The 14959-nt window shown below is 66.7% G+C and carries 14 protein-coding genes; 7 read left to right on the top strand and 7 right to left on the bottom strand.

What is annotated here, in order from left to right; genetic code table 11:
• Positions 1 to 255: 255 nt before the first annotated feature.
• Positions 256 to 1155 carry a LysR family transcriptional regulator gene (locus WKB25_RS14890; protein WP_340571475.1) on the top strand — a complete coding sequence of 300 codons (900 nt, stop codon included), beginning with the start codon at positions 256 to 258 and terminating at the stop codon, positions 1153 to 1155.
• Positions 1156 to 1228: 73 nt separating this feature from the next.
• On the opposite strand, the gene WKB25_RS14885 is transcribed toward WKB25_RS14890, so the two are convergent.
• The 3 genes from WKB25_RS14885 to WKB25_RS14875 form a co-directional block, all read right to left on the bottom strand.
• Entirely contained in the window at positions 1229 to 2212 is a 984-nt protein-coding gene (locus tag WKB25_RS14885; RefSeq protein WP_340571474.1) for an aldo/keto reductase, read from the bottom strand.
• Between the two features lie 141 nt (positions 2213 to 2353).
• Positions 2354 to 3517, bottom strand: a complete 1164-nt coding sequence (locus WKB25_RS14880) for a PilT/PilU family type 4a pilus ATPase (protein WP_049467229.1) — start codon at positions 3515 to 3517, stop codon at positions 2354 to 2356.
• Between the two features lie 79 nt (positions 3518 to 3596).
• Positions 3597 to 4634: a type IV pilus twitching motility protein PilT gene (locus tag WKB25_RS14875; RefSeq protein WP_004147099.1), complete on the bottom strand. Its 1038-nt coding sequence runs from the start codon at positions 4632 to 4634 to the stop codon at positions 3597 to 3599.
• Between the two features lie 87 nt (positions 4635 to 4721).
• Between WKB25_RS14875 and WKB25_RS14870 the strand changes: the two genes are divergently transcribed.
• Both WKB25_RS14870 and proC read left to right on the top strand, forming a co-directional pair.
• Entirely contained in the window at positions 4722 to 5399 is a 678-nt protein-coding gene (locus WKB25_RS14870) for a YggS family pyridoxal phosphate-dependent enzyme (RefSeq protein ID WP_340571472.1), read from the top strand.
• A 16-nt stretch (positions 5400 to 5415) separates the two neighbouring features.
• Entirely contained in the window at positions 5416 to 6237 is an 822-nt protein-coding gene (proC, locus tag WKB25_RS14865) for a pyrroline-5-carboxylate reductase (protein ID WP_340571471.1), read from the top strand.
• A gap of 55 nt (positions 6238 to 6292) precedes the next feature.
• Here the strand turns inward: proC and WKB25_RS14860 are convergent, their stop codons facing one another.
• Positions 6293 to 7168, bottom strand: a complete 876-nt coding sequence (locus tag WKB25_RS14860) for a LysR family transcriptional regulator (protein ID WP_340571469.1) — start codon at positions 7166 to 7168, stop codon at positions 6293 to 6295.
• Positions 7169 to 7266: 98 nt separating this feature from the next.
• Here WKB25_RS14860 and WKB25_RS14855 point away from each other — a divergent pair, with 98 nt between their 5' ends.
• The gene (locus tag WKB25_RS14855; protein ID WP_340571467.1) at positions 7267 to 7869 is read left to right on the top strand and encodes a short chain dehydrogenase; all 603 of its coding nucleotides are present in this window, start codon (positions 7267 to 7269) and stop codon (positions 7867 to 7869) included.
• A gap of 37 nt (positions 7870 to 7906) precedes the next feature.
• Here WKB25_RS14855 and soxR read toward each other — a convergent pair whose 3' ends face one another.
• A complete protein-coding gene (gene soxR, locus WKB25_RS14850; RefSeq protein WP_230109663.1) occupies positions 7907 to 8341 on the bottom strand; it encodes a redox-sensitive transcriptional activator SoxR in 435 nt (144 codons plus the stop codon).
• Positions 8342 to 8370: 29 nt separating this feature from the next.
• Between soxR and WKB25_RS14845 the strand changes: the two genes are divergently transcribed.
• A complete protein-coding gene (locus WKB25_RS14845) occupies positions 8371 to 9792 on the top strand; it encodes an MFS transporter (RefSeq protein ID WP_340571464.1) in 1422 nt (473 codons plus the stop codon).
• 46 nt (positions 9793 to 9838) lie between these two features.
• Here the strand turns inward: WKB25_RS14845 and WKB25_RS14840 are convergent, their stop codons facing one another.
• Together WKB25_RS14840 and WKB25_RS14835 are read right to left on the bottom strand one after the other, a co-directional pair.
• Complete coding sequence (locus WKB25_RS14840) at positions 9839 to 11881, bottom strand: alpha/beta hydrolase (RefSeq protein WP_340571462.1); 2043 nt, start codon at positions 11879 to 11881, stop codon at positions 9839 to 9841.
• Positions 11878 to 12855: a DUF4105 domain-containing protein gene (locus WKB25_RS14835; RefSeq protein ID WP_340571479.1), complete on the bottom strand. Its 978-nt coding sequence runs from the start codon at positions 12853 to 12855 to the stop codon at positions 11878 to 11880. The genes WKB25_RS14840 and WKB25_RS14835 overlap by 4 nt, the downstream gene beginning before the upstream one ends.
• A 165-nt stretch (positions 12856 to 13020) precedes the next feature.
• Here WKB25_RS14835 and WKB25_RS14830 point away from each other — a divergent pair, with 165 nt between their 5' ends.
• Both WKB25_RS14830 and WKB25_RS14825 read left to right on the top strand, forming a co-directional pair.
• On the top strand, positions 13021 to 13425 hold the full coding sequence (locus WKB25_RS14830; RefSeq protein WP_340571460.1) for a GFA family protein: 405 nt from the start codon (positions 13021 to 13023) through the stop codon (positions 13423 to 13425).
• A 373-nt stretch (positions 13426 to 13798) separates the two neighbouring features.
• Positions 13799 to 14563 (top strand): hypothetical protein, encoded by a 765-nt coding sequence (locus tag WKB25_RS14825; protein WP_340571458.1) that lies wholly within the window; start codon positions 13799 to 13801, stop codon positions 14561 to 14563.
• The last annotated feature ends 396 nt before the right edge of the window (positions 14564 to 14959 follow it).

Here is a 14959-nt window from a genome sequence, read left to right as displayed (position 1 = left end):
TCCGGTTGCGGGGGCGTGAGCGCCATGGGCCCGAGGCATGCCTCGGGCGGGTTGGGCAGGACGCCCAACCCCGGTCTTGCCGTGTGCGCAGGACAGCGCACACGAGCAAGGCGCGACCGAGCTTACATGTGGACGTACTTGCAGCGTCCCCCGCAACCGGACCCACCCCGCAATCCCACAGGAAGCTCGCTTTTGCCGTTGCCGTTGCTCCGGCCTCCGCGGGCGCCGGGCGCAGCCCGGCCGTATCATTCCCTCATGCCGCGTGAAAACCTCAACGACCTGCAAGCCTTCGTCCACGTCGCCCGCGAAGGCAGCTTCACCAAGGCCGCCGCCCAGCTGGGCGTCTCCCAGTCCGCCCTCAGCCACGCCATGCGCGCGCTGGAAGAACGACTGAGCGTGCGCCTGCTGACCCGCACCACCCGCAGCGTCGCCACCACCGAGGCCGGTGCCCGCCTGCTGGAAACCCTGGCCCCGCGCCTGGCCGAGATCGAAGACGAACTGGCCGCACTGGCCGAATACCGCGAGCGGCCCGCAGGCACCATCCGCATCAATGCCACCGGCCACGCCGCCGAATACCTGGCGTGGCCAAGACTGGCGCCGCTGCTGCAGCAGTACCCCGACCTGAAGGTCGAGCTGACCACCGATTACGGCCTGGCCGACATCGTCGCCGAGCGCTACGACATCGGCATCCGTCTCGGTGAGCGCCTGGCACGCGACATGGTGGCGCTGCCGATCAGCCCGCCGCTACGCATGCGCGTGGTGGGCGCGCCGTCATACTTCCGCCAGCACGTGGCGCCGGTGCATCCGCACGATCTGGCCACGCACAACTGCATCACCCTGCGCCTGCCCACCCATGGCGGCCTGATGCCGTGGGATTTCGGCCAGGACGGCAACGAACTGAGCATCCGCGTCTCCGGCCAATGGACCTTCAACACCATGGGCATGACGCGGGCGGCAGCACTGGCCGGCAGTGGCCTGGCCTGGCTGCCCGAGGACCAGGTGCAGGCGGCCCTGCAGGAGGGCCGGCTGCAATCAACACTGGATGACTGGTGCCCGCACTTCGACGGCTACTACGCGTACTACCCGTCGCGCCGGCACGTCACCGTGGCGATGCGCACCGTGCTTGATGCATTGCGCGGGCCGATGGCGGGGTGAGGCGTGCGGACCAACGGTCCGCACCCACCACGGGGCGAGAGTCCGCACCCACCGCAGAACGCACCCGGCGCAATCAGCCCTTGGCCTGTGCCGCACGCTGCGCGTTGTAGCGCTCGCCGACGATGGCGATCTCCTGCAGTGTCTGCGCGATACGCTCCAGCTCGGCCGGCGACAACTGCAGGTCGGCGGCGGCCAGGTTCTCTTCCAGGCGATGGATCTTGGTCGTACCCGGAATCGGCACGATCCAGGGCGCCTGCGCCAGCAGCCAGGCCAGCGCGACCTGTGCCGGGGTGGCACCCCGCGCCGCCGCGATCGTGGCGATGCGGTCAACCAGCGCTTGATTGGCGCGGCGTGCTTCCACTTCGAAGCGAGGCACGGTGTTGCGGAAATCATTGTCGGCGAAGGTGGTGTCGGCGTTGATCGCGCCGGTCAGGAAACCGCGACCCAGCGGACTGAACGGAACGAAGCCGATGCCCAGTTCCTGCAGCGCCGGCAGCAGTTCGCGTTCCGGTTCGCGCCACCACAGCGAATACTCGCTCTGCACTGCAGCCACCGGTTGCACGGCATGGGCACGACGCACCGTGGCCGCACTGGCTTCGGACAAGCCGAAGTGGCGCACCTTGCCCTCGGCGATCAGGTCACGCACGGTACCGGCGACGTCCTCGATCGGCACGTTCGGATCCACACGGTGCTGGTAGAACAGGTCGATATGGTCCGTGCGCAGGCGTTTGAGGCTGGCCTCGGCCACCGCTCGGATGTTCTCAGGGCGACTGTCCAGGCCAGTGTCGACCCGTGCGTCCTTGAAGCCGAACTTGGTGGCGATCACCAGCTTGTCGCGGTGCGGCGCCAGCGCTTTGCCGAGCAGATCTTCGTTGGTATACGGCCCATAGACTTCGGCGGTGTCGAAGAAGGTAACGCCGCGTTCAACCGCCGCATGCAGCAGGGCGATGCCCTGGCTCTGCTCGACGGCGGGACCGTAGCCGTGGCTCAGGCCCATGCAGCCCAGGCCCAGGGCGGAGACTTTCAGGCCGCTGCGGCCGAGTTCACGTGTCTGCATCGTCGTGCTCCAGTAGGGGAGCGATGACGATACGCCTGCAGGGCCGGCGGATTGAACGACCTGGATGGCAGTCGGTCATGACTGGATTTCATGAATCCGTCCTGCCATCCATCGCACTGGCGCCGGTGGCCGGCGCGCTTGTTACCGGACCTCTGAAATCTCCACGCCATCCAGCCCCTGCGACAGGGTGCGGGCATCGCCGCCCTGGCTGAGCTTGATGCGCAGGCGCACTTCGTTCTGCGAATCGGCGTAGCGCAGTGCGTCCTCGTAGCTGATCTCACCGGCCTGGTACAGCTCGAACAGGCTCTGGTCGAAGGTCTTCATGCCCAGCTGGACCGATTCCTTCATCAGTTCCTTCAGCTTGTGGATCTCGCCGTCGCGGATGTAGTCCTGCACCAGCGGCGTGCCCAGCAGGATCTCCATCGCCACCTTGCGCGAGCGGCCATCCGGCGAAGGAATCAACTGCTGCGCGACCACGCCCTTGAGGTTCAGCGACAGATCCATCAACAGCTGGTTGCGGCGATCTTCCGGGAAGAAATTGACGATGCGGTCCATCGCCTGGTTGGCGTTGTTGGCGTGCAGCGTGCACAGCACCAGATGGCCGGTTTCGGCGAAGGCGATGGCGTGGTCCATGCCCTCGCGGGTACGCACCTCGCCGATCATGATCACATCCGGGGCCTGGCGCAGGGTGTTCTTCAGCGCGGCTTCCCAGCTGTCGGTATCGATACCGACTTCGCGCTGGGTGATGATGCAGCCCTCGTGCTTGTGCACGAATTCGATCGGGTCTTCGATGGTGATGATGTGCCCGGTCGAATTCTGGTTGCGGTAACCGATCATCGCTGCCAGCGACGTGGATTTACCGGTACCGGTAGCGCCGACGAACAGGATGATGCCGCGCTTGGTCATCGCCAGGGTCTTGATGATCGGCGGCAGGCTCAGCTCTTCCACGGTCGGGATGCGCGTCTCGATGCGACGCAGCACCATGCCGACCTGGTTGCGCTGGTAGAAGCAGCTCACACGGAAGCGGCCGACACCGGACAGGCCGATGGCGAAGTTGCATTCGTGGGTCTTTTCGAATTCCTCGCGCTGCGCCGGCGTCATCACGTTCAGCACCAGGTCGCGGCTCTGCTGGGGCGTGAGCGGGGTCTGGGTGATCGGCGAGATCTTGCCGTTGACCTTGATCGCCGGCGGCATGCCAGCGGTGATGAACAGGTCCGAGGCGCGCTGGTGCGCCATCAGCTTGAGGAACGAGGTGAAATCGATGGTGGTCGCGGTGGTGTTCACGGCGGGCTCCCAATGGGGCATGTACCAGGAATCGGTCGGTGGAGGAAACAGCGCGGGGCCGATGGCGTAGTGCTGCGCCCTGCCCCGTCATTGCCTCGCCTTACTCGAACAGACGCTTGTCCTTGGCGTATTCGCGGGCCTGGTTGCGGGTGATCAGGCTGCGCTTGACCAGGTCCTGCAGGTGCTGGTCCAGGGTCATCATGCCGTACTGCTGGCCGGTCTGGATGGCCGAATACATCTGCGCCACCTTGTCTTCGCGGATCAGGTTGCGGATGGCCGGGGTGCCGACCATGATTTCCCACGCGGCGGTACGACCGCCACCGACCTTCTTCAGCAGCGCCTGCGAAATGACCGCGCGCAGCGATTCGGACAGCATCGAGCGCACCATCGGCTTCTCGCCGGCCGGGAACACGTCGATGATGCGGTCGATGGTCTTGGCCGCCGAACTGGTGTGCAGGGTGCCGAACACCAGGTGGCCGGTTTCCGCGGCGGTCAGCGCCAGGCGGATGGTTTCCAGGTCACGCAGTTCGCCGACCAGGATGATGTCCGGGTCCTCACGCAATGCCGAGCGCAGCGCCTCGTTGAAGCCGTGCGTATCGCGATGCACTTCGCGCTGGTTGATCAGGCACTTCTGCGAGGTGTGCACGAATTCGATCGGATCCTCGACAGTGAGGATATGGCCGTATTCGTTCTTGTTGATGTAGTCGATCATCGCCGCCAGCGTGGTCGACTTGCCCGAACCGGTCGGGCCGGTCACCAGGATCAGCCCCTGCGGCTGCTGAATCACCTCGCGGAACAGCGGCGGGCAGGCCAGGTCTTCCAGGGTCAGCACTTCGGACGGAATGGTACGGAACACCGCACCGGCGCCACGGTTCTGGTTGAACGCATTGACACGGAAGCGCGCCAGCGACGGAATCTCGAAGGAGAAGTCGACTTCGAGGAACTCCTCGTAATCGCGGCGCTGCTTGTCGGACATGATGTCGTACACCAGCGCATGGACCTGCTTGTGGTCCAGGGCTGGAATGTTGATCCGGCGAACATCGCCGTCCACACGGATCATCGGCGGCAGGCCTGCGGACAGATGCAGGTCGGACGCTTTGTTCTTTACGGAAAACGCCAACAGCTCGGCGATATCCATGAGCGGCTACTCCCCAATAACGGCTTCGACTGGAAGGATCTTTCCCCGGGCGGCAGTATAGCCTCCTGATTGAACGGAACGCGTTACGTGGCCACTCCCCTGCCCCAGATCCTGAGCAACCTGCACAACGCCGCCGATGCCGCCGGGCGGCCACCGCCGCGCCTGCTGGCGGTGTCCAAGACCCAGCCGGCCGAGGCCGTCGCGGCCCTTGCCGCGCAGGGCCAGACCGCCTTCGGCGAGAACTACGTGCAGGAGGCGCTGGCCAAGATGCAGGAACTGCATCACCTGGGCCTGGAATGGCACCTGATCGGCCACCTGCAGTCGAACAAGGCCGAGCCGGTGGCCACGCACTTCGACTGGGTGCAGAGCGTGGACCGGCCCAAGCTGGTCACCGCCCTGGCCCGCTACCGCCCCGCTGAACGTGGCCCGCTGAACGTGCTCATCCAGGTCAACATCGATGACGAATCGAGCAAGCACGGCTGCGTGCCGGAGGACGTGGAGGCGTTGGCCGCGGCCATCCTCGCCGAACCCAAGCTGCGGTTGCGCGGCCTGATGGCGATTCCTGCGCCGTGGCCCGAGGCCGAGCGCCGACGCGATGCGTTCGTGCGCATGCGCACACTTTTCGAGACACTGGCGGTCCGTCATCCGCAGGTGGACACCCTGTCGATGGGCATGAGCAGCGACTACGCTGAAGCCATTGCCGAAGGTGCCACCCTGGTGCGCATCGGCACCGCCCTGTTCGGCGCGCGTCCGCGCCCTGCCTGATTCCAAGGAGATTCCCATGGCAGCTGATTCCATCACCTTCATTGGCGGCGGCAACATGGCCCGCAGCCTGATCGCCGGCCTGATCCGGCAGGGCGTGCCGGCCACGCACATCCACGTGGCCGAACCGGTGGCCGAACTGCGAGAAGCACTCGCTGCTGATTTCGGCGTGCAGACCCATGACAACGCGACCGACGCGGCGGCACAGGGCGATACGTGGCTGCTGGCAGTGAAACCGCAGGTGCTGCGCGATGTCTGCCAGTCACTGCAGGTGCTGGCGCAGGCGCACAAACCCTTGGTCATCTCGATCGCCGCCGGCATCACCAGCCCGCAGCTGCAGCGCTGGTTGGGTGGTTCGCTGCCGGTGGTGCGCGCGATGCCCAACACGCCGGCGCTGCTCGGTGCAGGGGTTACCGGTCTGTATGCAACGCCCTCGGTGGATGCGCAGCAGCATGCGCAGGCCGAACGCGTTCTGGCCAGCGCAGGACGCACGGTGTGGATCGACGACGAAGCGCAGATGGACTCGGTCACCGCCGTATCCGGCAGTGGCCCGGCCTATGTGTTCCTGCTGGCAGAAGCGATGGAAGCGGCGGGTATCGCACAGGGCCTGCCTGCAGAGGCGGCGCGCACGCTTGTGGTGCAGACGCTGCTGGGCGCCTCGCGCATGCTGGACGAAGCCGGTGAAAGCCCGGCCGAACTGCGTCGCCGGGTGACCTCGCCCAACGGCACCACGCAGGCGGCGATCGAGAGTTTCCAGGCCGGCGGGTTTGAAACGCTGGTGGAAAAGGCACTGCGTGCGGCGCAGGTGCGTGGGCAGGAGCTCTCTGCAGCGAATGATTGAAACAGGTGTGCCGACCAACGGTCGGCACCCACCGCCATCCACACCATGCGTGGATCTACGTCCCCAGCTTCGTCATGACGAAATCGACGAAACACTGCAGCCGCGGTCGAGAGCGACGGTCGGGCAGGTAGATCAGGTGCATCGGCCGTGGTTCGGGCAGATGGTCACGCAGCAGTGGCTTCAATCGTCCTGCCGCGATTTCACCGGCAAGCAGCGCGGTCGGCTGCAGCACCAGGCCCGCACCCGCCACGGCTGCTTCGCGCAGCGCGTAACCGTCATTGCTGGTCAGCCGCGCTTCCCAGTCCACCTGTTCGCCGTTGGCCAACTGCCAACCGTGACCGCCCCGCCAGGCCAGGTGGCTCAGACAATCATGCCCTTCAAGATCGGCAGGCGTGCGCGGCGTACCGCGGCGGCGCAGGTACGACGGTGATGCGCACAGGCTCATCGCATACGGCGGCAGCGGCCGCGCCACCAGTTCCTGCGACGGCAGCGGACCGACGCGTATCGCTGCATCGAAGCCATCCTCGATTAGATCGATGCGGCGATTGCTCAGGTCCAGTTCGAGGTTCAGCAGCGGCTGTGCCCGCAGCAGCTCGGCCAGCAGCGGTGCGAGCACACAACTGCCCCAGGTGGTCGGCGCACTGACCCGCAACAGTCCGCGTGGCTGCACCTGCAGCCCGGCCACGTCCGCCTCGGCCTGCTGCACCTGTTCCAGCACCTGCCGGCAACCGGCCAGATAGGCGTTGCCGGCCTCGGTCAGGCGTTGGCGCCGGGTGTTCCGCTGCAGCAGCGCGGTGCCCAGGTGCGCTTCCAGCTTCTGGATGTACTTGCCGACCATCACCGCCGAGACCTGCAGCTGGCTGGCGGCGGCGGAAAAACTGCCGTGCTCGGCCACGGCGACGAAGGCCTGCATGCAGCGCAAGGTATCCATTGCAAACCCATGGTTGGGAATATGCGAATCATACGCCTATTACCAAACCGGCCTGCGACGGCGCAGACTGCCTCCATCCCCTCTCGCAAGGAGCTGTCATGAAGATTCTTCTCGTCGGTGCCAGCGGCACCCTCGGCCAGGCCGTTGCCCGCCACCTGGGCCAGCAGCACGAGATCCTCGCAGCCGGCCGCCGCAGCGGCAGCCTGCGCGTGGACCTCACCGACGACGCCAGCGTGCGCGAGCTGTTCGCGCAGACCGGCCCGGTCGATGCAGTGATCTCCACCACCGGCAAGCTGCATTTCGGCCCGCTGCAGCAGATGACACCCGAACAGTTCAACATCGGCCTGCAGGACAAGCTGCTCGGCCAGGTGCGTCTTGCACTGGCCGCGCAGCACCATCTGAACGCGGGCGGCTCGATCACCCTGACCAGTGGCATCGTCAGCGCGCAGCCGATCCGCGATGGTGCCAACGCCACCGCCGTCAACCATGCACTGGAAGGTTTCGTGCGCGCGGCGGCGCTGGAACTGCTGCCGCGCGGGCTGCGCATCAACGTGGTCAGCCCGAATGTGCTGGTGGAATCGATGGAAGCCTATGGCCCGTACTTCCCCGGCTTTGAAGCAGTCACCGCACAGCGCGCGGCGCTGGCCTTCCAGCGCGCGGTGGAAGGCATCCAGAGCGGCGAAACGATCACTGTCTGGTGACGGGCGCGCCGACCAGGGTCGGCACCCACCAGCACGGTCAGCCCCAGCGCATCGGGCCGTCGCCGCGTTCGCCGAGCACGTCCTCCGGGTTGGCCAGGCGGCAACGCTTCAGTGACAGGCAGCCGCAGCCGATGCAGCCGGTCAGCTCGTCGCGCAGCAGTTGCAGCATGTGGATGCGTTCCTCCAGCTCCACCTGCCAGCGTGCCGACAGCTTGGCCCAGTCGGCCTTGGTCGGCGCCCGCCCCTGCGGCAGGCTCTCGAACGCACGCGCCACCGCCTCCAGCGGCATGCCCACGCGTTGCGCCACCCGGATCACCGCCAGCCGCCGCAGCACGTCGCGGGCGTAGCGGCGCTGGTTGCCCGAGGTGCGCAGGCTGCTGATCAACCCCTTGCGCTCGTAGAAATGCAGCGCAGAGACCGCCACGCCACTGCGGCGGGCGACATCGCCGACGCTCATGTCCTGTGCCAGCATCGATTGACCTCAACTTTGGTTGAGGTGGCATGCTGCTACCATCGCCGCCAGATGACAAGCGCGGCCCGTCCGCCATCCGCAGGAACCCGATGCCCTCCCCCGCTGCCACGGCCGATCCGGTCGATTCCTCCATCCTGTCCGCGCGCTACCGCGCCACCACCCTGGGCATGGTCGCTCTGGTCTCACTGCATGCCTTCGAGGCGCTGGCGGTAGCCGCCGCGATGCCTACCGTAGCCGAGGCGCTGGACGGCCTGCGCCTGTATGCACTGGCCTTCGGTGGCACGCTGGCCACCAGCGTGATCGGCATGACCCTGGCCGGCCGCTGGGCCGACCGCCACGGGCCGGCACGGGCGTTGTGGTGGGGCCTGGCCTGCTTCGTGCTGGGCCTGCTGCTGGCCGGCTTCGCGATGCGCATGGGCATGCTGGTGGCCGGCCGTCTGCTGCAGGGCCTCGGCGCCGGTGCCATTTCGGTCTCGTTGTATGTGATGGTCGGCCGCACCTATCCCGAACATCTGCGGCCGAAGGTATTCGCCGCGTTCTCTGCTGGTTGGGTGGTGCCCTCGATGATCGGCCCGGCACTGAGCGGGGTGATCGTGCAGCACCTGGGCTGGCGCTGGGTGTTCCTGGCGGTACCGCTGCTGGCGATACCGGCCGGCCTGTTGCTGCGACCGGCGCTGGCACGCATGCAGGCTCCAGCGACCGGTGTCGCCAATGATGGCCGCGGCAGCATCGTACGCTGGGCCACCGGCGCGTCCCTGGCTGCCCTGCTGCTGTACCTGGGTGGGCAGCAACAGGGCGTGCCAGCGCTGGTGTGCATCGGCGTGGCGATGCTGGCGCTGCTGTTCTGCGTGCATCGCCTGTTGCCCGCCGGGACCCTGCGCCTGCGCCGCGGCCTGCCCAGCGTGATCGCACTGCGTGGTGTGGCCGCTGCGGCGTTCTTCGCCTGCGAGGCCTACCTGCCCCTGCTGCTGCAACGCGAGCGCGGGCTGTCGCCCAGCTGGGCCGGTGCCGTGCTGAGTCTGGGCGCGCTGGGCTGGTTCACCGGCTCGTGGCTGCAGGGTCACCAACAGCGCGGCTGGTCGCGCCAGCAACTGCTGCGCGTCGGCACGCCGCTGATGACCGTGGGCATCGCCGCGACGCTGGCGGTGCTGTTCACTGCGGTGCCCCTGCCGGTCGCACTGGTCGGCTGGACGCTGACCGGCTTCGGCATGGGCATGATCTACGCCAGCCTGTCGGTACTGACCTTGTCACTGTCACCGCCACACGAGCAGGGCGCGAACACCTCGGCACTGCAGTTGAGCGAAGCGTTGTCGGTGACCGCCGCACTGGCGGTATCCGGCGCGCTGTTCGCACTGTTCGTGGAACGCGCCCCGCATACCGGTTACGTCCTGTGCCTGGCCATCACCCTGGGTCTGGCCGCGCTCGCCACGGTGATCGCACGTCGCGTGTAAGCGGGGGTGCAGGTTCCGCCGGGGGCACGCCCGGCGGACGCCGCGATCAGGGGCGCGCCACCGTGCCCACTTCATCGATGTCCTGGTGCAGGATGCGGCGCACTTCCAGCACCGCCTGCGGGGTTTCCTGCACACTGTGGCCGGAAATGATCACCTTCTCCGACAGCGCGCCCGGCAGGTGCGAGCTCCAGTACGGCACCAGCCCATCGTCGGACTTCTCCACCGGCAGTTCCGGTTTGCGCTGGGCGATGATCGAGTGGTACTTCAGGCCTGGCGTGATCGGCAGCTGCGCAGCGGCTTTCACGAACGGGTCGCTGGCCTTGAGGTTGTCGATGCTGTTGGGGATCTTCGGCTTGGCCGTGCCATCCACCTGCTGCTCGGCCTGCGCCAGCGCCAGGAATACATCCTCGAACTTGCCGAGGATGGTCAGCGGCAGGCGAACAAGGCGGCCGATCAGGCGACCGACCTTGTTGCCGGCGATGTCCGTGCCCTGGTGCGGGGCTGCGATGAAGATCGCACGCTCCACGTTCGGTTCGGCCTTGAAGTGCAGCAGCGGACCCAGCTTGGACTGCACCCGCTTCAGGCGTTCGCCCTTCAGGTTGTAGTTGGCCAGCAGATCGTTCCACAGTACATCACCCGAGTCGCTGACCAGCAGCCGCGCCAGCACGCCGCCCATGCTGTGGCCGATGTAGACCATGTCCTTGGAAGCACGCGTGCTGCCATTCGGGTCGAAGTGCTTCAGCGTGTCGTTGAACGCGCTGGCGATCTCATAGCGGTTCAGCGCGATCGGCGCATTGGTCGGGTAGTACACCTGCCACACCTGGAACTGCTGACGCAGTTCGGGGTCACCCATGATCTCGTTGGCCAGGTTCACCCACGCTTCCGGGCTGCTGCCCAGGCCATGCAGCATGAAGATGATGCGGCGGTTCGGATCCCACGGCTGCATCAGGTAGATGTGCGGCTCGCCGATGCCCTCGCTCATGCCGAACAGGGTACGCAGCGACTGCGTGGCGAACCCGCTCTGCGCCAGCCACAGGCCGTAGGCGGCAGTGAAGTTGCCCGCCAGCGGCACCTCTTCGCCATGCAGGCTGATGCGCTCGGTCGCCTCCGGCGAATAGCCATCCAGCAGCACCTGGCGGGTGCGCATCACGTCTTCCAGCGTGTTGCCTTCAAAACGCAGCAATGCGGTGACGTTGATCGAGGACATCTCGCTGTACTCGGGCACCGAATCGTCGTGCTGGTGGCGACGTCCGCGACGGCCGCCCTCCTCCTGCTCGTCCTTGGTGGCCTGCGCCTGTGCCGTATCGGCCTTGGCCCCCTCTGCGGCGACTGCCGGCACCACCAGCTTCGGCGGGTCCATCACCATCACCAACTCGGCGCCGAAACCATCGCGGCGATAGGTGCTGCGCATGCCGACGAAGCTGACGGTGCCCGCCGGCACCAGCTGCTTGGGGATGCTCTTCAGCGACAGCCGCTGGAAATCGGAAGCCAGCGTCCAGCTGCCCGCCGACACCGGCTTGGTGTAGTCCTCGCCGGCCAGCGCAGCGGCACGGGCGCGCGCGAACAACACCACGGCGGCCTTCTCGGCAGCGTAGTTGTAGTAATCGCGCACCTGCGTCTGCCGGTCCTCGAATGCGCGATCGGAGGGTGAGCGCCCGCTGTAGAACAGATAGGCGTAGCCATAGCGCGCTGCCTCCAGCCATGCATCCAGGGCTGCATCGCTCATCGGCGGCTCGTTGGCCGCCTGCTTCTTCGGCGTCAGTGCCAGAGCAGCCTTCACCCACAACTCGGACAGCGTCGACAACCGCTGTTCGACGTTGAGTTCATCGGTCATCAACAGCGTGCTGCGGCAGACCAGGAAGTCCTTCTCGCACTGCGATTCGTCCAGCCCGGCCGCACTCAGCGTCTCGCGCGAGGCGGGGCTGAGCTTGCCGGTATTGAGCACGTCGGCACGCTTGTTGACCAGGTAATCGCTGGATGCCACCTGTTTGACGGTGACCATCGCGCAGCCGCTGCCACCCAGCAGCAGGAAGGCAGCCAACAGCGCCGGCAGCACGCGCTGCCAGCGGAACAGGATCATCGGGGTCATTGCTGCGGGTCCTGCTCGGTGCCGGGGATGCCCTGGCGGATCACGGTGGAGAAATCATCGTCGGGGGCCATCTTCAGCGCGCGCTCGGTGATGCGGCCCTTGGCATGCAGTTCGTCGTATGGCACGCCAGGCGTGAGCGCGCCCACCTCCTGCGCGTACTCGGCCAGGTAACCCGAGGCCAGCAACCGGTAGTCCAGCGGCAGGCGCGGGGCGATGTGCCGCGCCAGATCGAAGACGATCGTGGTGCAGTTGCTGGTCAACGTGTTGTAGAAGCCGGGCGTAGCATCAAGTTGCCGTGCCTGGTCGATGTAGGCAGCGAACAGGGTCTTGAGCTGGTTGCGGTCCATCCCGTGCAGGCGGTACAGGTAGACATCCTCGCCGCGCGCGTTGGTGCGGGTGCGGATGATGTCGGTTTCTTCGGACGCGACCAGGGTCATCTCGAACTTGCGGAAGAAGCCACCCAGTGCCGAGAACGATTCACCGCGCTCCTTGCGGATTTCAAGCGAGAACACCAGGTGGCGCCCGTCCTCGAATCCGAACGAGACCAGGGTGTGGGCGATCGCCGGCCCCATCCAGTACGACAGCACCAGATCGGCCGAACGCAGCTGGTCCAGGTCGTAGCTGCGGCGCACCCAGCGCGCGTCGTAGTCGGTCTCGGTGCGCCAGGTGAAATCGCGCACGTTGTCCAGCACCACGTGGCGGCCATCGAAGGATTGCACGTGCAGGCGCTGCGCCACGTCATCGGCCCAGTCGCGGTCCTGCCGCGGGGTCAGCAGCAGCCACCACAGCCCCGCCAGCGCCAGAGCGCCGGCAAAGGCCGCCCACAGCCTGCGCGTGCCACAGCCGCGCGCCACCTGCCAGGCCGCCCAACCGGCACCCAGCAGCCACAGCAACGCCACGGCACCGCCCAGCCAGCCCGGCCCGGGCATCTGGTAGGTCAACAGGCCGGCCACCCACAGCGCCAGCAGCACCATCACACATCCTGTCATCCATCGTCCTGCGGCTTTCACTGGCGTCCTGTCGAGGTCCCGGGGCGGCATAGTTAGCCACAAGCTGCCTCACGGCGACATCTACAACCGGTTCAGGCTGGCCCGGCCGGGGCCATACTGGCACCCACCAAGGGCGCGCAGGGAGCAGAGATGGGCATCACCACCGTGGCCGGTGTAGCCGTGCAGGCGCAGCACCGCGCCAGTTGTCATTGCGGCACGGTCGAGCTGCTGCTGGACCTGCCCGAGGGCATCGTTGACCCGCGCCGCTGCGATTGTTCGATGTGCCGGCGCCGCGGCGCCATCGCCGCCAGCGTGGCACGGAACGGGCTGCAGATCGTGCGCGGGCAGGCTCATCTGCGCCTGTACCAGTTCAACACCCACGTGGCCGAGCACTATTTCTGCGGCGTCTGTGGCATCTACACGCACCACCGCCGCCGCTCCAACCCGGAACAGTACGGCTACAACGTGGCCTGCCTGGAAGGCATCGATCCGTTCGCGCTGGGAACCGTTGCAGTCAGCGACGGGGTCAACCACCCCTCTGATCGCACCGGCTAGTGGCGGCTGCGCCGGGGCGGCGGCGCGACCTTCTGCCACGGCGCCATGCTGGCCCGGCCGACGCGCAACGGACGCTTCAACGGCGTTCGACGCGCGGGCATGTCCGCTGCAGGCGGCAGCGTTTCGGCGGGCAGCGCAGGGCGCGGGGGCCAGAGTCGGTCAAGCAACCACATGGCAGGTCTCCGTGGGGGACGGGGACGATCAACTCTAGGCCCGCCTTGGCATAGGCCGCGTGAGTCTCCCGCGACATGTCGATGACACGACGTGTAGACGCACGGCCCGTTACACTCGACAACATCCTGCCGATGACTGGCGACCATCAAGGATCTGCATGGACGATGCCCTTCTGCGCAAGCGCCCGCTTTGGCTGGCCTTGCTGCTGACTGCGGCTGCCAGCGCACTGGCCGGACCTCAGACCGCAGGCAGCAGCCTGGAATTGCAGAACCGAAGCCTGCGGGCACTGACCGCAATGGCCAACGAAGCCTCGCCGCACAACGTCCCCAATTACACTACCCTGAGCGCTGGCAAGCTACTGGCGATGTCCGCCACCGACCCGGCGCTTGTACCTGCCGGCAGCGCGGGCATGGGGGCTATGGAGGAATCACTTTCGGTCTGCAGCAACGGCCAATCGGCAGGCGAACAACTGTTCCGCCTGGCTCTGGCCACCCCGGATCCGGAAGAAACGATTGCATTCCTGTCCGTGGCCGTGGACAACGTCGCAATCATGTCCGTTGCCTGTTCAGCGCGGCAATTGGACATGATGGGCCACGAACTGCTCAGGCGTGGCGCAGGCTCCAACACCGCAGCGGTCCTGGAAGGCATGCAGCAGATGGTCGACGGGATGATCACGCGCATTGCCTTGCTGGCGCTGGCTGCGACGCAGACCGATCGCTACTCCCCCAACGATAGGGCGATGACCTTGGCCAGCGCCCTGCCGATCCTCCGCGAAGTGGCCCCCGGCCTGCCTCCTGACATGCGGCAGAAGGCTCTGGATGCGATTGAGCGGGCGTTGCAGAAGCCTGAAAGCGACGGCCACATTGATCGCGAAGCACGTGCACGACTGGAGGCTGCGCTGCGGCAAGCCGATTGCACGGCCAGTTGCAAGGTGCTGGGCCAACGGGCGCCGACTGTGCCCTGACCACGACGTGTCCTGCGGCGATGCCTTACATGGCCACGCTTGGCCGGGCCAGGGCGCAGCGCCGCACTGCACCGCACCCCGCCTCGACACCGTGGCAGCGACAAATTTCCAGCGTCCCTCGGCATTGAAGAACTGAGCGCTGGGAGCTGGTAGTCCGCCTCAATCACCAACGGAAAGACCAGAGCCCGACCACCCCATCACGCAGGAGGCATTGCAGGGCACACGTCCTGCAGCAATCACCCGGATGACGGTCGAAACTACCTTGGCCGGCACCGCTGCGGGTGCTGCGGCGGCAACCCAGCCCCCGCCATAAGTCCCCGTGTTGGTCATCGACATCGCGCAAGAGGCTGCCCCCCACACACAGAGATGCATCGCCCGCCGCCGCTCCCCATGCAC

This window comes from Stenotrophomonas sp. G106K1, from assembly GCF_037969685.1.
GTDB classification, from domain to species: domain Bacteria; phylum Pseudomonadota; class Gammaproteobacteria; order Xanthomonadales; family Xanthomonadaceae; genus Stenotrophomonas; species Stenotrophomonas lactitubi.
The sequence above is the reverse complement of the archived record's forward strand: the minus strand, read 5'-3'. Positions and strand labels throughout refer to the sequence as shown.